Source organism: Chitinophaga alhagiae (assembly GCF_003568665.1).
In the GTDB taxonomy this organism is placed as follows: domain Bacteria; phylum Bacteroidota; class Bacteroidia; order Chitinophagales; family Chitinophagaceae; genus Chitinophaga; species Chitinophaga alhagiae.
Window position 1 is genome coordinate 1,219,412 of sequence record NZ_QXMH01000002.1, and the last position, 17,633, is coordinate 1,237,044.

Genomic DNA, 17,633 nt, shown 5'->3' on the forward strand with positions numbered 1-17,633 from the left:
GTTGTAGGAAAACGGACGGCCGGGGCATTTTTGCCCTGGCCTTTTTTTACCGCAGCGCCTGGTGTACCAGCTTGCCAATGGTTTTCAGCCCGTCGTCCACCTGTTTGCTCCAGGGGTTGGCAAAGCTGATACGGAGGCAGTTGTTGTACCTGTCCTGCAGGGAGAAGATGCGCCCTGGCGCAAAGCTGATCCGGCGTTTCATGGCCTGCTCGTACAGCTCAATGGTGTTCACGCGCTGGTTCAGTTCCAGCCACAGCACATAGCCGCCCTGCGGGCGCGTAACACAGGTATCTTCAGGGAAATAGTCCGCAATGGCCTGCTGGTAGCGGAGGCATTGGGTGTGCAGCAGCGTGCGGATGTTGCGCAGGTGGTGCTCGTACCGCCCGTTTTCCAGGAAGTGGCCAATGGCGGCCTGCGGCAGCGTGGCGCTGGAAACGGAGTGGTTGAGCTTGAGGCGGAGCACTTTGTCCTTGTACTTGCCCGGCATGGTCCAGCCCACACGGTAGCCCGGGGCCAGGGATTTGGAAAAGGAGTTGCAGTAAAGCACATTGCCGGTACGGTCATACTGTTTGCAGCTGCTGGGGCGGGTTTTGCCGAAGTAGGTATCTCCGTAGATATCGTCTTCTATCAGCGGAATATCGTATTTGTTCATGAGGCGCACCAGCTCCCGTTTGTTCTTGTCTGGCATGCAGGAGCCAATGGGGTTGTTGAAGTTGGTCACAAATACGCAGGCTTTTATTTTGAACTTGGGAATAGCTTTGTCCAGGTACTCGAGATCTACCCCGTATACCGGGTTGGTAGGCACTTCCAGCACTTTCAGGCCCAGGCTTTCCGCCAGCTGGAAGGTGCCGCAGTAGGCCGGGCTTTCGAGCGCTATCACATCGCCCGGCTGGGTGGTGGCGGAAAGGCAGAGCGTTAAAGCGTCCATACAGCCCGTTGTGGTCACAATATCTTCTTCCGTGATGGTACCGCCCCATTGCAGGCTCAGGCGGGCAATCTGCCGCCTTAAATTCATATTGCCCTGCAGGTTTTCGTAACTGGTGCCATTGGCGGGCAGGCTGCGCATGGCCTGTATCAGGGACTTGCTCAGTTTGGCGGCGGGCAGCTGGCTCTCATGCGGCGCGGCCACGGAAAAGCGCAGCACATCGTCTGGGCTGAGATGGTAGAACACTTCCGTGATCATATCGCTCACGTTCACTTCCGTAGCCTTTTTTACCGGCCGGCAGCTCTTGGGCATCTCCGGCAGGCGGCGGGGAGAAAAGCGCACGTAATAGCCTGATTTGGGCCGCGGCTCAATGTAGCCCTTGCTTTCCAGGTGGTAGTACGCCTGGAAAACGGTGCTCATGCTGATGCCCTGCTCCTTGCTGAGAGAGCGTACGGAGGGCAGCTTGTCGCCAATGCGGATCACCTCCTTTTCGATCATGGCCTGTATGCGTTCTGCTACCTGCAGGTATAAATGGTCCATAACACGGTTTTGTACTGATATGGTCAAAATTACGGAAATGATATCTGTTTGGCGGGAATTTCCTAATTTCATTTTTCATTTAACCATTTAGCCGCCATGCCACGACTACCTTTTTCCGTAGACACCCGTTTCCGCACCCAGCACCTTTCCCTGGCCGAAATAACGGCCAACCTGCCGCAGGAGCACCTGCAGCGGGAAGTCCGTCCCGGCAAGTGGACGGCGTTCGAGAACGCGGCGCACCTGGCCGTGTTTCACCCTGTGTACATGCAGCGCTTCAAACGGATACTGGAAGAAGACGAGCCCGTGTTTGAACGGTACGTATGGGAGAACGACGACCTCTTCGCCCAATACAAGAACGTGCGCAATGCCGCGCTGCTGGACGTTTACCGGAAAGACCGCGAAAGCATGATAGCGTTCATTGACGGACTGGACGAAAAGGCGCTCCGCCGCTACGGTACGCACCCCGTGTACGGGCGGTTTGACATGGCGCAGTGGATAGAACTGTTCATCCTGCACGAAGCGCATCACCTCTTCACCATTTTCCAGCTGGTGCATACAAAATCCTCCTGAGTACTACAGGATTGAAAAACATTCAGTCATAGGCCCGTGCATACAAAAATATCATGATCACGTTACCCGTTACAGATTACGCACATTTCAACTTTGCCGAAAGCCTGCAGTTCCTCAACCGTTCCCCTCGGGAATGCCTGCATTATGTACGGAACGACTCCGTATACAAACTGCTGGCGCCCGGCGGCCATCCTGTGTTGCTGCGGATAAGTGAGGCGCCGGGCAGCGAAGCACTGGTTGCAGACATATTGCACGGTGAAACGGACGCTAACGGCGAAGCATATATCAAGACCTACATCAACCGCTGGCTGCACCTGGACGGCAGCCTGCAGCCCTTTTACCGTTTTGCCGCCGGGGACGCCCTGCTAGGCCCGCTGGTACAGGCGTTCAGCGGGTTGCGGCTGGTGGGCATACCAGACCTTTTTGAGGCCATCACCTGGACCATCACCGGCCAGCAGATCAACCTGGCCTTTGCTTACACCATGAAGCAACGGCTGGTGCAGGCCTTCGGGCACGCGGTAGCATGGGAGGGGAGCACGTATTACCTTTACCCGCACCCCGCCGTCATAGCCGTGCTGCGCCCGGAACACCTCATGCCCATGCAATTCTCTCGCACCAAGGCGGAAGGCATCATCCGCATTGCGCAACTGATGGCCGGCGGCCATTTGAGTGAGGATATGCTGATGAAATTACCCTATGAGCAGGCACGGGATACGCTGGTGGCCATCAAGGGCATAGGCCCCTGGAGCGCCAACTACGTGCTCATGAAATTTGCGCAGCACCCGCAGGCCCTGCCGCTGGAAGACGCCGGCTTGCACAACGCGCTCCGGCACCGCCTGGGCCTGCCCGCCAAACCGGGTATACAGGAAGTAAAGAACATTACGCAACACTGGCAAAACCACGCAGCCTATGCAACCTTCTACTGCTGGCGTTCCCTCTACGCCAAATGAACACATGCTCAGCATGCCCTCGCCCGTAGGCCGCCTGCTTATCAAAGGCACGGCTGTCTACATCAGCGCCGTGTTGTTTACAGAAGAAGGGGAGGAAACCACAGACGCGCCGCCGTTATTGCATGAATGCATACGCCAGCTGCAGGAATATTTCGAAAAAAAACGCCGTGTTTTTGAACTGCCCCTGCAGCAACCCGGCACGCCGTTCCAGCAAACGGTATGGCATCAGCTCACCACCATTCCTTTTGGTGAAACTATTACCTACCTGACCCTTGCCAAAAGAGTGGGCAATGTAAAAAGCATCCGCGCCGTGGGCACTACCAACGGCAAAAACAACCTGGCCATTATAGTGCCCTGCCACCGTGTAATTGGCAGTGGCGGCGAACTGACGGGGTATGCGGGTGGTTTGTGGCGCAAACAGTGGCTGCTGGACCATGAGCGCGGCGGCCTGCTCTTCTGAATGACGAACCGCATTCGTCACGGATCACGGTTGCTTGTCAGTCCATCTGATATGGTCAAAATTTACAAAACTGCATCTGTTTTTTTATGTAGAAATGGCGGAGTTTTGTGTTGTCAAATTGAGACCTAACAACCGCGAACCATGAACGCAACATTCCGCCACGACCTCTTACAGTTGAATGAACTGCTTTCCCAAACGGCCGCTTATGCGGGCGGTTTCCTTTCCAGGATCAACGAGCTGAAAGTGAGTTTGCCGCTACCGGCCTTCCCGGCTTCGGTGCTGCCTGAAAAAGGCATGGGCGCCGCCGCCGCGCTGGAGCATTTTGACAACCGCTTCGGAGATCACCTGACCGGCAACGCCGGTCCCCGCTACTTCGGTTTTGTGACAGGCGGCGTAACGCCCGCCGCCCTGGCGGGAGACTGGATCACCAGCACTATAGACATGAACCCGGCAGACAAGTCCGCCGTGTCTTTCCATATAGAAACAGAAACCCTTGACCTGCTGAAACAATTGTTCGGCTTGCCGGAAGAGTTCCTGGGCTGCTTTGTGAGCGGGGCTACCATGTCCAATTTCACCGGGCTGGCCGCTGCGCGCCAGTGGCTGGGCAGGCAGCAGGGGGTAGATGTAGACATTGCCGGCGCCGGGGCGCTGAAAGACGTGAAGGTACTGGCCGCCACCCCGCATTCCAGCATAGCCAAAGCGCTGTCTATGCTCGGCCTGGGCCACAACGCGCTGGTGAAGCTGCCCACGCTGCCTGAACGGGAAGCGGTGGATGTGAACGCGCTCAAAGCCTGGATAAACGCGCGCCCCGGGGAACCGTTCATTTATGTGGCCAGCGCCGGTACGGTGAACACGGTAGATTTTGATGATATAGCCGCCATTGCGGCACTGAAAAAAGAACACGCTTTCTGGCTGCATGTAGACGCCGCCTTTGGTGGGTTTGCGGCCGCCAGTCCACGGTACAAACACCTGCTTCGTGGCTGGGAAGCGGCAGACAGTATTACCATAGACGCCCATAAGTGGCTTAATGTGCCGTACGATGCGGCCATGATATTCACCCGTCATCCATTGCTGCAGCTGGCCGTGTTCCAGAACGCGGGCGCGGCTTACCTGGGAGACCCCTCCCGGCATTTCAACTACATCAACTACGCACCGGAAAACTCACGCCGCCTGCGTTCACTGCCTGCCTGGTTCTCTCTGAAGGCCTATGGGGCCGAAGGTTACAGGGACATGGTGGAAGAGAACATACGGCTGGCCCAGCAACTGGGAGAGCGCATCCGGAAGAGTAAACGCTTCCGCCTGCTGGCGCCCGTGCGGCTCTGCGTGGTATGTTTTACGCTGAACCATGAAGAACGAATGCTGGCGGAGCATATCCAACTGTTCCTGCAAAAGCTCAATATGCGGGGCGTAGTATATGTAACGCCTACCCAATACCAGGGCCTGCCGGCTTTAAGGGCGGCACTGGTCAACTGGCGGACTACAGACCAGGACATTGACAAGGTGATGGACGAACTGGAAACCGTTGCTGCAGAGATCGCCCATCTTTCCGCCATCCTGGAAAACAATTGATTTAGAGGTTGATATTAGTTAAGGCGACGGGTATCCACCCGTTGCTTGATTTAACCTTGTTGCCATAACGGAATACCATATCAAAAACAAGTCATGAAAAAGAACAACATAAACGCTTATGTGGCATTGGTGATAGTGAGCATCTTCTGGGGCACCACTTACCTGGCCGCCAGGATAGGCGTACAACATATGCACGGCATGTTGCTGGCCGGCCTGCGGCAAACCTCCGCCGGTTTGTTGCTCACCGCTTTCTTCCTGATACGGGGGTACAAGCTGCCGGAGTTGCCGGTGCTTTCCCGCCTTTTTGTAATAGGGGTGCTCATGCTCTGCGGCAGCAACGGGCTCATGACCTGGGCCATGGCCTACATCCCCAGCGGCATGGGCGCCATCATTGCCGCCACGGTGCCCATCTGGATCACTATTTTCAGTTACTTCCTGGTACAGCGCACCAGAATAACCGTGCAGCTGGTGCTCGGCATGGTGATCGGGCTGGCGGGCATTGGCGGTATTTTTTACGATCATATCAGGGAGCTGATGGACCCGCAGTACCGTTTCGGCGTTATGCTCATCACCGCCGCCTGCGTGTTCTGGGCATTGGGTTCCGTGCTTACGGCCAAGTGGGCGCTGGGCGTTAACTACCTGTACGGCGCCGGTTTCCAGATGCTGTTCAGCGGTATTGTGATGCTGGTCATTTCCCTGTTCATGGGCCAGCCGCTGCATATAGCCAGCTTCACCGGGGAGCTGTGGGGCAGCTTGCTGTACCTCATTTTCATTGGTTCGCTGCTGAGTTATTCCGCTTATGTATTTGCCCTGAACAATTTACCGCCTTCGCTCGTTTCCATTTATGCGTACGTCAATCCCGTAGTGGCGGTAATACTGGGCTGGCTGATACTCAGTGAAAAACTGAGCTGGACAATAGGGGTTTCCTGCCTGGTGACCCTGCTGGGCGTATACCTCGTTAACAACGCATTTAACAAGAATAAAAGTTATGAACGCAGCAAATGATGCAAGGGTGCTGGCCTGGCACCCGGATTATCAGCCTTACTTTGAGCAGTTCAACAAGGCGTGGATCACCAGCAACTATACGCTGGAACCGATAGACCGCGCTGTGCTGGAACATCCGCAGGAGCACATCCTGGCGCATGGCGGAGAGATTATTTTTGTGGCCCTCGGCAACGAAATAGCGGGTACCGTGGCCTACAAGCAGGTGGATGACAATACGGTGGAAATGACGAAGATGGCGGTAGACAACGCCTTCCAGGGCCGCAAGCTGGGCTGGCTGCTGGCAACGTCTATCATGGAGCGCGCCGCGCTGGCCGGCTACACCCGTATGATACTGTACTCCAACACCAAACAGGCCGCCGCCGTGGCCATGTACCGCAAGCTGGGCTTTGCGGAAATGGAGCTGGAAAGCGGCGGCTACGAAAGGTGCAATATCAAAATGGGCATTGACCTGCCGGCACACCCGCTGGCTCCCCTGGCCCGCGAGCTGCGGCAAACCGTAGCGCAAACAGCGGAAAAGTTGCTGCGCTTTTCAGAACAGGAGGCCGGCGCCCGGCCCGCCCCGGGCAAGTGGAGCCGTAAGGAAATACTCGGCCACCTCATAGATTCCGCTACCAACAACTACCCGCGCTTCATCCGCGCCCAGCATTCGGAATATTCGGAGCTGCCCGGCTACAACCAGGACTTCTGGGTGGAGGCGCGCCAATACCAGCACGAGCCGTGGCCCGCGCTGGTGCAGCTCTGGAAAGCATTGAACCTGCACATTGCCGGCCTGCTACCCCTCATACCCGCCGCCGCCCTTGGGCATATCTGCGTAATCGGGCCGGGCGCGCCGGTTACGCTGCAATACGTGGCGGAAGATTACCTGCGGCACATTCATCATCATCTCAACCAAATATTTCCCGTTCATGCAAATTATTAAAGCAACCACCTCGCACCTGCAGTCCCTGGCCGCGCTCTTTGACGCCTACCGCCAGCATTATGAGCAGGCGCCGGACCTGGAAGGGGCTAGAGCCTACCTGGCGGAACGGCTAAAGAACGATGACAGCGTGATCTACGTAGCGGAATCAGCCGGCCAACTGCTGGGTTTCACGCAGCTGTACCCGGTGTTCTCTTCCATAGGCATGAAAAAAGCGTGGATATTGAATGACCTGTTCGTAGACCCGGAACACCGCCGCAAAGGCGCGGCCCGCCGGTTGATAGGCGCATCCCGGGAACTGGGGCAGGGAACAGGCGCGCGGTACATTATGTTGCAAACGCATATTACCAATGCCACCGCGCAGGCGTTGTATGAAGATGAAGGGTTTAAGCGGGATGAGGAGTTTTACTACTATTATCTTTCCATTTAACCATAACGGCAGGGCGGGAGCGGAAACGTTCCCGTTGCTGTTTACAGCGGAAACGCTTGCGGATCGCTGGCCTTACGCTGCTTCAGGCGCAATGCAGGCGGCATTTGCGTGCGGTGCTTTCTGCCAGCCCCTGTTACTTCAGAACGTAAAACCTACCATAAAAACGTTGGCCGCCGCGGGAAATTCCGTGTCAAAGGAATGCGGCAGCGCCCGTTTGCCCTCATAGCGCATGTGGTACTCCCGGCGGATATAGGAAGCAAACAGCCATACCTTGTCTGCCCGGTACTGGAAACCCAGCCCCGTGCCAAAAAAGTGGCGGCCGTTGAGTTTGATGGGAATGGTGGACCCCGTTTCCTCCCGGTAACTGAGCGCATTTTCCTTGTTATACAGCGGTTTCCCGAATTGCCCCAGCGCATAGGGAATAAACCGGCCCACGGGGTATTTCAGGCGCAGGTCAAAATAGGCGGGTACCATCAGGGAGTTGCAGAAACTGGTGATATCCACGCCCGCGCCTATACCGGCGTACCTGATGAAACCAAAGGAGTTCACCAGGGAAATGCCGGCCTGGCTGTTGTGCAGCATAACGCCCAGGTAGGCATTGGAAAAATTTTCTCTTCTCTGCGCGGTAGACACAAGGGGGCCCAGGAGTAACAGTATAAGGTAGAATTTTTTCATTAGCGTTTTGTTTATCTGAACAATAACCTGATGAACTAGTCTTTGGCCGGGGGAAGTGAAATTGAAATCTTGTATAAATATATCGCTTTTTCCACGTTCTTTGTTCAATGGAACAACAACAAAATCCCTGGCAGGTCAGGGCGTCTGCACTGCAGTATGACAACCGCTGGATCAGTGTTACAGAGCACCAGGTTATCAATCCATCTGGCGGGCCGGGCATTTACGGGGTAGTAAACTTCAAGAACCTTGCTATTGGCGTGCTGGCGCTGGATGAAGAAGGGAATACGTGGCTGGTAGGGCAATACCGCTTTGCCCTGGAAGCCTACAGCTGGGAAATTCCCGAAGGGGGCGGCCCCCTGGGGCAAGACCCGCTGGCCTCCGCGCAAAGGGAGCTGCTGGAAGAAACCGGCCTGGTGGCCAGCCGCTGGGACCTCATTGTTCAGCTGCACTTGTCCAACTCTGTGTCTGACGAGTTTGGGATGGTATTCCTGGCCCGCGGGCTGGAGCAGCGGGAGCCGCAGCCGGAAGAAACGGAGCAGCTGGCCATTCTGCAACTGCCCTTTGAAAAGGCGTACCAGATGGTGAAAAACCACGAGATCACAGACTCCCTGTCCGTAGCCGCCATTCAAAAGATTAAACTCATGATGCTGGAAGGGGAGCTTTGATGCGTTATCTTTGCCGCTGATGAACCATCGATTTAAACCTTCGCCGCCCAAACCGAAACAATCCGCCCTGATCATCGGCCGCCAGCCCTTGCTGGAAGCCATGCGCTCGGGCAAGGCCATTGAACGGATCTACCTGCTGAAAACCGCCACGGGAGACATTATCCCGCAGATCCGCCAGCTGGCCGCGGAGCAACGTATCCCCATCAATACGGTGCCGGTTGAAAAGCTCAACAGCCTCACCCAGGCCAACCACCAGGGTGTGGTGGCCGTTACGGCCAAAGTGGCCTACCTGGACCTGCAAGACGTGATCTCCCACGTAACAGATAAAGGAGAAACACCGCTTTTCCTCATTCTTGACGGCATTACAGACGTACGCAATATTGGCGCCATTGCCCGCAGCGCGGTTTGCTGCGGCGCCCAGGCCATCATTATACCAGACAAGGGCATTGCCGCCCTGAACGAAGAAGCCCTCAAATCTTCCGCCGGCGCTTTGGAGAAAATTGCCGTATGCCGGGTGAACAGCCTGCTGAAGGCCATAGACACCCTGCACCTCAACGGCATACAGGTAGTAGCCAGCGAAATGGAGGCTAAGGAAACGCTGGCCGGCCTGCCATGGACGGAGCCGGTGGCCGTGATCATGGGCTCGGAAGACAAAGGTGTGTACCCGGCGCTGCTGAAAGCCGCGGACCGGCAGTTCCACATCCCCATGCAAAACAGTTTTGAGTCTTTCAACGTGTCTGTTGCCGCCGGCATCATCCTGTATGAGGCCATGAAGCAGCGGATGGAGGTGGGGTGAAGGAATGGCCGCGTCAGGCAAAGTGAAAGGACCTGCTTGGGCGCAGCCGGTTTTGAAAGGATGGCGAGCGTTTTTCAAGGTGTTTAAAAAACTAAAGAGATGAAGTTTATAGAGTGCCCTCGAGATGCCATGCAGGGCTGGCCCCACCAGATCAGCACTGCCGCCAAAACGGACTACCTCAATGCTTTGCTGGAGATAGGCTTTGATACGCTTGATTTCGGCAGTTTCGTTTCACCCAAAGCCGTTCCGCAGATGGCTGACACAGCCGCTGTACTGAAAGGCCTGCGGCCTGGCAATAGAACAAAGCTGCTGGCCATTGTGGCCAATCTACGGGGTGCGGAAGAGGCGGTAGGGTACGAGGCCATTGATTACCTGGGTTTTCCTTTTTCCCTCTCGGAAACCTTTCAGCTCCGCAATACCAACAAGACCATTGAACAGTCGCTGGCGGAGGTGCAGGCCATCCAGGAGCTGTGCATCAAGAACGGCAAACAGCTGGTGGTGTACCTTTCCATGGGTTTTGGCAACCCGTATGGAGACCCCTACAGCCCCGAAGTGGTGCTGCAGTGGGCGGAAACCTTTGCCGGTCTGAACATCGGCATCCTGTCCCTGGCAGATACCGTGGGCGTGGCGGAGCCGGACAATATCGCCACCCTGTTTTCCCGCCTCATTCCCGCTTATCCCGGCATTGAGTTCGGCGCGCACTTCCATTCCACGCCCTATGCCTGGGAAGAAAAGATAGCCGCCGCTTACAACAGCGGCTGCCGCCGCTTTGACAGCGCCTTGAAAGGCATTGGCGGTTGCCCCATGGCGCAAGACGAGCTGGTGGGGAACATTGCCACGGAAAACCTGGCCGCCTGGTGCGCCCGCCACCAGGTTCCCATGCCTTTTCACATAACAGACATACTGGACGCCGTGCAGAAAGCGGAGCAGCTGTTCCGTAAAGATTTGATCTGAACGGCCCGCTAAAATTCCTGTTCGGCTTTCCGCTAGCGGCTGGCGCCGGGCGTCCCGCAAAATCACCCTCCACTCTTCCATAAAGATTTGATTTGATAACTTCGCAGCATGAACTTCAGAATGACCTTCCCGGTAGCGCCGCTGGAACCTTCCGTGCAGTATGCGGACAAATTGTTGATGACAGGCTCCTGCTTTGCTGAAGAAATAGGCGGCCGCATGCAGCAGCACAAGTTCAACGTGCTGGTAAACCCCAACGGCATCCTGTTCAACCCGCTGAGCATTGCCCAAAGCCTGCAAGGTTATATGGACGGGCGGCCTTACACCGCGGCAGACCTCTTTATGCATGAAGACCTCTGGCATAGCTGGGACCATCATTCCCGTTTCTCCGGCCCGGACGGGGAGGCCGTGCTGGCAAACATCAACGCGTCTCGGGCCGCGGCAAGCCGGCGGCTGCAAGAAGCAGACTGGCTGGTGATCACCCTCGGTTCGGCGTATGTGTACGTGTTGAAAGAAACCGGTAACATGGTGGCCAATTGCCATAAAGTACCCGAAGCATCGTTCTACAAAAAACTGTTGTCTGCAGACGAGATCATTGCCGCGCTGGACAATATGATGCATCGCCTGTTCTTCTCCAACCGCCAGGTCAACATCCTGTTCACCGTGAGCCCCGTGCGGTACGCGCGGGATGGCGTGGTGGAAAACAACCTGAGCAAGGCCATCCTGCTGCAGGCCGTGCATCACCTCGTCAATAAATTTGACCGGCTGTTTTACTTCCCCGCCTATGAGCTGGTGATAGACGATCTGCGGGATTACCGTTTTTATAAAGAAGACCTGGTACACCCCAATGAGCTGGCCATTCAATACGTATGGCAGCATTTCACCGCCGCCTGCCTGCACCCCGATGCGCAGCAGCTGGAAAAACAGGTGGCAGACATTCTCCGCGCGCGGCAGCACCGCCCATTCAACCCGCAAACACCGCAGCACCGGCAGTTCCTGGCCGCGTATGCCAAAAAGGTGGACGCGCTGGCCGCGGCGCACCCATACCTGGACATGAGCGGGGAGCGGGCGTATTTCAGCGGGCAATAACGGGCGCAACAAGTCGCATTTCACCTTAAGTATGTCGTAACCGCACCGCTTCTCCCCAAAGCGCTTCCCTTACTTTTGTGTATACAAAAACACAGTATCACATGAACCAGGAAGTAACGGCCTATATTCAGAAATTACCCAAATGGCAAGTAGCAGTAGCGGAAACGCTGCGTAAAATGATCCATACAACCATTCCGGGAGTGGAGGAGCGCTTGCAATACGGCAAGCCTCACTACCTGAAGAACGGCCACTATGCCGCCGTTGTACATGCGGCCAAAGACAAGTTGTCTTTTATGCTTTTTAATGCCACTGCGTTGCCGGAGATCAAGGGGTATTTTAAATCCATGTCAGGCCCCGAACGCAAAACGGCTACCATCACCGAAGGGCAGGAAGTAGACTACAAGCAGTTGGGCGATTTCCTGAAAAAGACCAGCGCATCACTATAAAATAAAAAGGCCGCCTCCTGCAACAGGGGCGGCCTTTGATAGTCTTCAGGAGGCTTACACCTCGGGCACTTCGGCATATCCGTCTGCCGTTTTCTTTTCCTTGATAAATATCACGCCCACCACCAGGCAGATCAGCGCAATGGCCACGGGGTATACCAGCCCCGCCAGGTGATTCCCTGTTTTCTGCACCATCAGCGTGGCAATAGCCGGCAGCAGGCCGCCAAACACGCCGTTGCCAATGTGGTACGGCAGGCTCATGGACGTGTAGCGGATGCGCGTGGGGAACAGTTCCACCAGGAATGCGGCAATGGGGCCGTATACCATGGTCACGAATATTACCTGTATCAATACCAGCACGATCAGCCAGATGAGGTTGTTGGTGCCTACTTTCACTTCTTTTTTTACTTCTTTCTTGTCTTTTGTGATGGTGGTCACTTCCTTCACTACGGTACTGTCAGAATAAGTGCGCACCTTGGTGGACTTTTCAAGCGTGGTGCCGTCTTCCAGCGGGGTGATGGTGCTTTCTACCCGGTACATGGCCGTCACTTCCTGCTTGGCGGAAAGATCTACCGTTTTGTCCATCGCATTGTAAATGGGAAAGTACGCCAACGCGGCAATGAGCATGCCCATCATCATGATCTTTTTCCGGCCTATCTTGTCAGACAGGTGGCCGAAGTAAATGAAGAAGGGGGTGCCGATGAGCAGCGCCACGGCAATGATCACATTGCTCTGCACAAACTCTATGTGCATGGTGCTTTGCAAAAAGGAGAGGGCATAGAACTGGCCGGTGTACCATACCACGCCCTGGCCCATGGCCGCGCCGAAGAGCGCCAGCAGTACCAGTTTCAGGTTTTCCTTATTGCCAAAGCTCTCTTTGAGCGGGTTCTTGGACGTTTTGCCTTCTTTTTTCAGCTGGGTGAACAGCGGGGACTCCTGCAGCTTGATACGGATGTAATAACTCATCATTACCAGGAAGATGCTCAGCCAGAAAGGGATACGCCAGCCCCAGTCGTTAAACGACTCCGCGCTCATGGTGGTGCGGGTAACCAGTATTACGCCGAGAGATACGAACAGGCCCAGCGTGGCGGTGGTCTGAATAAAGCTGGTGTAATAGCCGCGGCGGTGGGCAGGGGAGTGTTCCGCCACATAGGTGGCCGCGCCGCCGTACTCTCCACCCAGCGCAAGGCCCTGGGCCAGGCGCAGTATCAGCACCAGTATGGGCGCTACCAGGCCAATGGTCTTGTATCCCGGAATAAGGCCGATGGCAAAGGTAGAACCGCCCATGATGAGCAGCGTGAGCAGGAAAGTGTATTTCCTTCCCACCATGTCACCCAGCCGGCCAAATACGATGGCGCCAAACGGGCGCACAATGAAACCCACTGCAAAAGTGGCCAGGGTGGCTATATACGCAAGGGTAGGGTTGCTGTCCGGAAAGAATTTTTCAGACAGTATCAGCGAGAGGCTGCCGAAAATATAGAAGTCGTACCATTCTATCAATGTTCCGGCAGAAGATGCGAATATCACCTGCCAGATGTTCTGATGCTGTTTCGTGGAGCTCATAAAGTCAAATTGTTATCCCGAAAAGATAGAAAAATACTTTAATAATTTATGCATCCCCAAAATCCTTTATCTTTATTAATATAAGGACAGTTAAGCCGCATGCATCGAATTTTTCTTATTCTTATCCTGCTAATTTTCACCTATCCCTCTAGCCTATACGCCCAGAGACCCGGTGTAGGGCTTACTTTGAGCGGAGGCGGGGCCAAGGGGCTGGCGCACATCGGCATCCTGCAGGCCATAGACAGCGCGGGCCTGAAGATAGACTATGTGACCGGCACCAGCATGGGCAGCATTGTAGGCGGTCTGTATGCCATCGGCTATTCCGGAGATTCCATTGAGCACATGGCCCGCAAGCTGGACTGGAGCTCCCTGTTTTCCAACCAGCCCACCATGGACGATATCAGTTTCGAGGAACGTGCAGAATACAACCGCTATATGGTGGAGGTGCCCTTTGAGTACGGCAAGCCCAAGCTCACTTCCGGCGTTATTTCCGGGCAGCAGCTCTGGCTGGAGCTGGCCACCATGTGCTGGCCCGTGCGGGATGTGAAAGACTTTTCCAGATTCAGCATCCCCTTCAAATGTATTGCAACAGACGTGGCCACCGGAGAAATTGTAACGCTTGACAGCGGGGAGCTGGTATCGTGTATGCGTGCCAGTATGGCCATCCCCTCCGTGTTCACCACCGTGAAGATAGACGGCCGTAAACTGGTAGATGGCGGGGTGGTGCGCAATTTTCCCACCATCACGGCCAAAGAGATGGGGGCAGACATCATCATCGGCTCCAGCGTAAGCGGTGGCCTGGCCAAGGCAGATGAACTGGTAACGCCCATCGATATTATTTACCAGCTGGGATTTTATAAAGACGCGGAAGATTTCAAGGAAGCCCGCAAGATAACGGACATTTACATTGAGCCCAACCTGAAAGGCTACGGCGCCGCCAGTTTTGGCAGTGTAGACTCCATCATAGCGGTAGGCAAAAGGAAAGGCCGGGAAATGTACCCCGTTTTCAAACGCCTGGCAGACTCCCTCAATGCCCTTTACCCCCAGCTGCCTCCCCGCAGGAACCGGGTGCCCGTGGTACCGGATATAGAAATTGCGGACATCACCATCCGCGGGCTGGTGCATTCAGACGAGAAGTTTTTCCGCGGCAGGCTCAACCTCAAGCCCGGCGGCTGCTACACGCCGCAGAAAATACGGGAGGCGGTGGTGAACGTATACGGCACGCGTTTCTATAAACAGATCACCTACCACCTGAACCCGCTGGGGTATGGTAAAAGCGAGCTGGAAATTGATGTGGAGGAAAACCCGCTCACCTACGTGAAATTTGCCCTGCACTATAATACGTTCACTAACGTGAGCGCCATCATCAACATTACGCAGCGCAATTTCATAGTACCCAATTCCCGCGCTTACGTAACCGCCGCCATCAGTGAAAACCCGCGGCTGCGGGCGGAATATTTCAAATACCTGGGCCGCAAGCGCACCGTGGGTTTCGGCGTGGGGGCCTATTACGAGAACAACCCGCTCAACTACTACGACAATTTCAAGAAAATACAGGAGTACCGCAACAAATACGCCGCGGTAGACATTCACCTGCAATACATGCTGAACCGGATAATGGCCGTGGGCGTGGGTACCCGCTGGGAGTACATCCGCCTCAAGCCCAGCCTGAGCCCGTATATAGAGGTAGACGGCAATACCAACCAGCTCAATTCCTTCTTCTATTATGGCCTCAGCACCATTAACCGCAAGCTGTACCCCACGCGTGGCGCGGAGATCAAGCTGGAGGCCGGCGTGGTGCATAACCAGAACCCCACCTTTGCCATGCGCAATGCCGATGGTACGGAACTGGACCTTGACAGCCTGGGCTTCCGGTTCAACAACTACCAGCGCGCTCTGCTGAAAATGAACTACTATTTCCCCATGGGGCGCAAAAACACCCTCAACCTGAACGCGTACGCCGGCGTGAGCTTTAATTACAACCAGGAGCTGGTGAACGATTTTTTTATTGGCGGTATTACCGACTTCAGCCGCAACCAGATCCCCTTTGTAGGTTTATATGACGGGGAGATGAACACCTCTCACGTGGCATCTGTACAACTGGCCTGGCAACTGGAGGCGTTTAAGAACATATTCCTGATACCCCGCGCCTCCGTGGCCACCTTTAATACGGACAGGCTGGTGGCGCCCAAAGGCAATTACCTGAGCGGTTACGGCATTACGCTTGGTTACAGCACCCGCCTGGGGCCGCTGGAGGGTACGCTGATGTACAGCGATCAGGCCAGGTACCTGAAGGCTTATGTGAATTTAGGGTTCCATTTCTAGGGTCAATGCATCCTGTCTCCGCGTACTTTCAGGGTTTTGATCATGTCTGCTTCATAGGCCAGCCATTCCTGCCAGCGTTTTTTTACTTTTTCTTCCGGCAGGTATTCGTTGGCAAGGTCAATGAACAGGCGGTAGTGGCCCGCTTCTGACACCATGAACTTGTAGTAGAACTGGCGGAGGTAATCGTCTTCCAGCCCTTCGCTCAGCAAGCGGAAGCGCTCGCAGCTGCGGGCTTCAATAAGGGCAAATATCAGCAGCCTGTCCAGCAGCACATCCGCCGGTGAGCCGCCCTTCTGCTGAAAGGCCATGAGCGCGTTCACATAGTCATCTTTCCGCTGTTTGCCCAGTGTAAAGCCGCGTTTTTTCATTTCCGCCAGCACCTGCCTGAAATGCCCCCATTCCTCCGTTACAATGGGCGCCAGCTCTTCTACCAGCCGCTGTTTCTCCGGGTACCGCTGGATCAGGGATATGCAGGAGGTAGCCGCTTTCTGTTCACAAAAAGCATGATCTGTCAGCACTTCTTCCAGCGAAATTGCGGCCAGGTCTACCCAACGCGGGTCTGTGGGTAACTTCAGGCCCAGTATTGAAACTTTACTGCTCATACGGTGTTGATATTGGAGCACAAAGTTATAGATTTGGACCATGCAAAAGGAGGACTTTCTGGAAGCCGCCCTTCAGCGGCGGCGTGAGCAGCATGCGTTGCGGCAGCTGCGGTTGCCGGGGCACAAGGTAGACTTCTGTTCAAATGATTACCTGGGCCTGGCCCGCAGCGAGCGGGTGCAGGAAGAGGCGCTCACCATTTGCAGGCAGTTGCCGCAGGTACATGGCAGCGGCGGCTCCCGCCTGCTGGCCGGCAACTATGAGCTGGCGGAGAAAGCGGAAGAAGTGCTGGCCGCCTTTCACAATGCCCCCGCCGGCCTGCTTTACAACTCCGGTTACGATGCCAACCTGGGCCTCTTTTCCTGCGTACCGCAGAAAGGAGATACCATTGTATATGACCAGCTGATACATGCCTCCATCAGGGACGGCATACGGTTGTCTGCCGCGCAGGCCCATTCTTTCCGGCACAACAGTCTCGAAGACCTGCATAAAAAACTGCAGGGCGCCACCGGCACGCGCACGTTTGTGGCTGTAGAGTCCGTGTATTCCATGGACGGTGACCTGGCGCCGCTGCAGGAGATCAGCGGCCTTTGCCGGCAGCACAACGCCCTGCTGATAGTTGACGAGGCCCATGCCACCGGCGTAACGGGGCCAAAAGGAGAGGGGCTCGTACAGGCGTTGCAGTTAGAAGCCCATTGTTTTGCCCGCGTGCATACCTTTGGTAAAGCTGTTGGCTGCCACGGCGCCATTGTGCTCGGTTCAGCCGTATTGCGGCAGTACCTGGTCAATTTCTCCCGTTCCTTTATTTATACCACCGCGCTGCCGCCCCAGGCCGTGGCCGTAATACTGGCCGCTTACAGCATTTTTCCTGACATGCGGCAGGAACGGCAGCAGTTGCAGCAGCTTATACAGCAATTCAGGGCGGGCGTGCCCCCGGAGCGGCGGCTGGAGAGCGAAACGCCCATACAGGTGGTAATGGCCCCCGGCAATGAGGCCGCGCGCGGATTGGCACAGCGCTTGCAAGAAGCAGGGTTAGACGTGCGTGCCATCCTGCACCCCACGGTGCCCCGAGGAGGGGAACGGCTGCGGGTAGTACTGCATAGTTTTAATACAGAAAGCGAAGTAGCCCGGTTGACCGGAACTATTTTTACGTAAAAGGCG

At 55.6% G+C, this 17,633-nt stretch carries 18 protein-coding genes; 14 read left to right on the plus strand and 4 right to left on the minus strand.

The annotated features are described in order from the left end of the window. Positions 1-46 precede the first annotated feature (46 nt). Positions 47-1,465, minus strand: a complete 1,419-nt coding sequence (locus tag D3A97_RS15860) for an aminotransferase-like domain-containing protein (RefSeq protein WP_119079440.1) — start codon at positions 1,463-1,465, stop codon at positions 47-49. A gap of 96 nt (positions 1,466-1,561) precedes the next feature. Here D3A97_RS15860 and D3A97_RS15865 point away from each other — a divergent pair, with 96 nt between their 5' ends. The 7 genes from D3A97_RS15865 (at position 1,562) to D3A97_RS15895 (ending at position 7,365) form a co-directional block, all read left to right on the plus strand. Next, positions 1,562-2,035, plus strand: a complete 474-nt coding sequence (locus tag D3A97_RS15865; protein ID WP_119079441.1) for a DinB family protein — start codon at positions 1,562-1,564, stop codon at positions 2,033-2,035. 53 nt (positions 2,036-2,088) lie between these two features. Beyond that, the gene (locus D3A97_RS15870; protein WP_119079442.1) at positions 2,089-2,985 is read left to right on the plus strand and encodes a DNA-3-methyladenine glycosylase family protein; all 897 of its coding nucleotides are present in this window, start codon (positions 2,089-2,091) and stop codon (positions 2,983-2,985) included. After that, the gene (locus D3A97_RS15875; protein ID WP_232825984.1) at positions 2,945-3,445 is read left to right on the plus strand and encodes a methylated-DNA--[protein]-cysteine S-methyltransferase; all 501 of its coding nucleotides are present in this window, start codon (positions 2,945-2,947) and stop codon (positions 3,443-3,445) included. Before D3A97_RS15870 ends, D3A97_RS15875 begins: the two co-directional genes overlap by 41 nt. Before the next feature lie 141 nt (positions 3,446-3,586). Beyond that, the gene (locus D3A97_RS15880; protein ID WP_119079444.1) at positions 3,587-5,014 is read left to right on the plus strand and encodes a pyridoxal phosphate-dependent decarboxylase family protein; all 1,428 of its coding nucleotides are present in this window, start codon (positions 3,587-3,589) and stop codon (positions 5,012-5,014) included. A 93-nt stretch (positions 5,015-5,107) separates the two neighbouring features. Beyond that, positions 5,108-6,019, plus strand: coding sequence for an EamA family transporter (locus D3A97_RS15885; RefSeq protein WP_119079445.1), 912 nt, complete (start codon positions 5,108-5,110; stop codon positions 6,017-6,019). Further along, positions 6,003-6,938, plus strand: coding sequence for a GNAT family N-acetyltransferase (locus D3A97_RS24860; RefSeq protein WP_157986578.1), 936 nt, complete (start codon positions 6,003-6,005; stop codon positions 6,936-6,938). Before D3A97_RS15885 ends, D3A97_RS24860 begins: the two co-directional genes overlap by 17 nt. Further along, a complete protein-coding gene (locus D3A97_RS15895; protein ID WP_119079446.1) occupies positions 6,925-7,365 on the plus strand; it encodes a GNAT family N-acetyltransferase in 441 nt (146 codons plus the stop codon). Before D3A97_RS24860 ends, D3A97_RS15895 begins: the two co-directional genes overlap by 14 nt. Before the next feature lie 138 nt (positions 7,366-7,503). On the opposite strand, the gene D3A97_RS15900 is transcribed toward D3A97_RS15895, so the two are convergent. Next, positions 7,504-8,040, minus strand: coding sequence for a hypothetical protein (locus D3A97_RS15900; RefSeq protein WP_119079447.1), 537 nt, complete (start codon positions 8,038-8,040; stop codon positions 7,504-7,506). Positions 8,041-8,147: 107 nt separating this feature from the next. On the opposite strand from D3A97_RS15900, the gene D3A97_RS15905 reads away from it, so the two are divergent. The 5 genes from D3A97_RS15905 to D3A97_RS15925 all read left to right on the plus strand — a co-directional run bounded on the left by D3A97_RS15905 (position 8,148) and on the right by D3A97_RS15925 (position 11,987). Continuing rightward, a complete protein-coding gene (locus D3A97_RS15905) occupies positions 8,148-8,705 on the plus strand; it encodes an NUDIX domain-containing protein (protein ID WP_119079448.1) in 558 nt (185 codons plus the stop codon). 19 nt (positions 8,706-8,724) lie between these two features. Further along, entirely contained in the window at positions 8,725-9,501 is a 777-nt protein-coding gene (rlmB, locus tag D3A97_RS15910) for a 23S rRNA (guanosine(2251)-2'-O)-methyltransferase RlmB (protein WP_119079449.1), read from the plus strand. Positions 9,502-9,600: 99 nt separating this feature from the next. After that, positions 9,601-10,455, plus strand: a complete 855-nt coding sequence (locus tag D3A97_RS15915; protein ID WP_119079450.1) for a hydroxymethylglutaryl-CoA lyase — start codon at positions 9,601-9,603, stop codon at positions 10,453-10,455. Between the two features lie 108 nt (positions 10,456-10,563). After that, the gene (locus D3A97_RS15920) at positions 10,564-11,541 is read left to right on the plus strand and encodes a GSCFA domain-containing protein (protein WP_119079451.1); all 978 of its coding nucleotides are present in this window, start codon (positions 10,564-10,566) and stop codon (positions 11,539-11,541) included. A gap of 101 nt (positions 11,542-11,642) precedes the next feature. Beyond that, entirely contained in the window at positions 11,643-11,987 is a 345-nt protein-coding gene (locus D3A97_RS15925; RefSeq protein WP_119079452.1) for a DUF1801 domain-containing protein, read from the plus strand. A 54-nt stretch (positions 11,988-12,041) separates the two neighbouring features. On the opposite strand, the gene D3A97_RS15930 is transcribed toward D3A97_RS15925, so the two are convergent. Next, positions 12,042-13,547, minus strand: coding sequence for an MFS transporter (locus D3A97_RS15930; RefSeq protein WP_119079453.1), 1,506 nt, complete (start codon positions 13,545-13,547; stop codon positions 12,042-12,044). A gap of 99 nt (positions 13,548-13,646) precedes the next feature. On the opposite strand from D3A97_RS15930, the gene D3A97_RS15935 reads away from it, so the two are divergent. Next, positions 13,647-15,872: a patatin-like phospholipase family protein gene (locus tag D3A97_RS15935; protein WP_119079454.1), complete on the plus strand. Its 2,226-nt coding sequence runs from the start codon at positions 13,647-13,649 to the stop codon at positions 15,870-15,872. A gap of 2 nt (positions 15,873-15,874) precedes the next feature. On the opposite strand, the gene D3A97_RS15940 is transcribed toward D3A97_RS15935, so the two are convergent. Further along, positions 15,875-16,474, minus strand: a complete 600-nt coding sequence (locus D3A97_RS15940) for a MiaE family protein (RefSeq protein WP_119079455.1) — start codon at positions 16,472-16,474, stop codon at positions 15,875-15,877. Positions 16,475-16,514: 40 nt separating this feature from the next. Here D3A97_RS15940 and D3A97_RS15945 point away from each other — a divergent pair, with 40 nt between their 5' ends. Beyond that, on the plus strand, positions 16,515-17,627 hold the full coding sequence (locus D3A97_RS15945) for an aminotransferase class I/II-fold pyridoxal phosphate-dependent enzyme (RefSeq protein ID WP_119079456.1): 1,113 nt from the start codon (positions 16,515-16,517) through the stop codon (positions 17,625-17,627). Positions 17,628-17,633: the final 6 nt, after the last annotated feature.

Excerpts from the sequence above, each read along its gene's own strand:
- D3A97_RS15895 (WP_119079446.1), top strand. The coding sequence starts at position 6,925 with ATGCAAATTATTAAAGCAACCACCTCGCACCTGCAGTCCCTGGCCGCG.
- D3A97_RS15930 (WP_119079453.1), bottom strand. The coding sequence starts at position 13,547 with ATGAGCTCCACGAAACAGCATCAGAACATCTGGCAGGTGATATTCGCA.
- D3A97_RS15945 (WP_119079456.1), top strand. The coding sequence starts at position 16,515 with ATGCAAAAGGAGGACTTTCTGGAAGCCGCCCTTCAGCGGCGGCGTGAG.
- D3A97_RS15905 (WP_119079448.1), top strand. The coding sequence starts at position 8,148 with ATGGAACAACAACAAAATCCCTGGCAGGTCAGGGCGTCTGCACTGCAG.
- rlmB (WP_119079449.1), top strand. The coding sequence starts at position 8,725 with ATGAACCATCGATTTAAACCTTCGCCGCCCAAACCGAAACAATCCGCC.
- D3A97_RS15920 (WP_119079451.1), top strand. The coding sequence starts at position 10,564 with ATGAACTTCAGAATGACCTTCCCGGTAGCGCCGCTGGAACCTTCCGTG.
- D3A97_RS15880 (WP_119079444.1), top strand. The coding sequence starts at position 3,587 with ATGAACGCAACATTCCGCCACGACCTCTTACAGTTGAATGAACTGCTT.
- D3A97_RS15935 (WP_119079454.1), top strand. The coding sequence starts at position 13,647 with ATGCATCGAATTTTTCTTATTCTTATCCTGCTAATTTTCACCTATCCC.
- D3A97_RS15870 (WP_119079442.1), top strand. The coding sequence starts at position 2,089 with ATGATCACGTTACCCGTTACAGATTACGCACATTTCAACTTTGCCGAA.
- D3A97_RS15940 (WP_119079455.1), bottom strand. The coding sequence starts at position 16,474 with ATGAGCAGTAAAGTTTCAATACTGGGCCTGAAGTTACCCACAGACCCG.
- D3A97_RS15925 (WP_119079452.1), top strand. The coding sequence starts at position 11,643 with ATGAACCAGGAAGTAACGGCCTATATTCAGAAATTACCCAAATGGCAA.
- D3A97_RS15875 (WP_232825984.1), top strand. The coding sequence starts at position 2,945 with ATGCAACCTTCTACTGCTGGCGTTCCCTCTACGCCAAATGAACACATG.
- D3A97_RS15860 (WP_119079440.1), bottom strand. The coding sequence starts at position 1,465 with ATGGACCATTTATACCTGCAGGTAGCAGAACGCATACAGGCCATGATC.
- D3A97_RS24860 (WP_157986578.1), top strand. The coding sequence starts at position 6,003 with ATGAACGCAGCAAATGATGCAAGGGTGCTGGCCTGGCACCCGGATTAT.
- D3A97_RS15900 (WP_119079447.1), bottom strand. The coding sequence starts at position 8,040 with ATGAAAAAATTCTACCTTATACTGTTACTCCTGGGCCCCCTTGTGTCT.
- D3A97_RS15885 (WP_119079445.1), top strand. The coding sequence starts at position 5,108 with ATGAAAAAGAACAACATAAACGCTTATGTGGCATTGGTGATAGTGAGC.
- D3A97_RS15865 (WP_119079441.1), top strand. The coding sequence starts at position 1,562 with ATGCCACGACTACCTTTTTCCGTAGACACCCGTTTCCGCACCCAGCAC.
- D3A97_RS15915 (WP_119079450.1), top strand. The coding sequence starts at position 9,601 with ATGAAGTTTATAGAGTGCCCTCGAGATGCCATGCAGGGCTGGCCCCAC.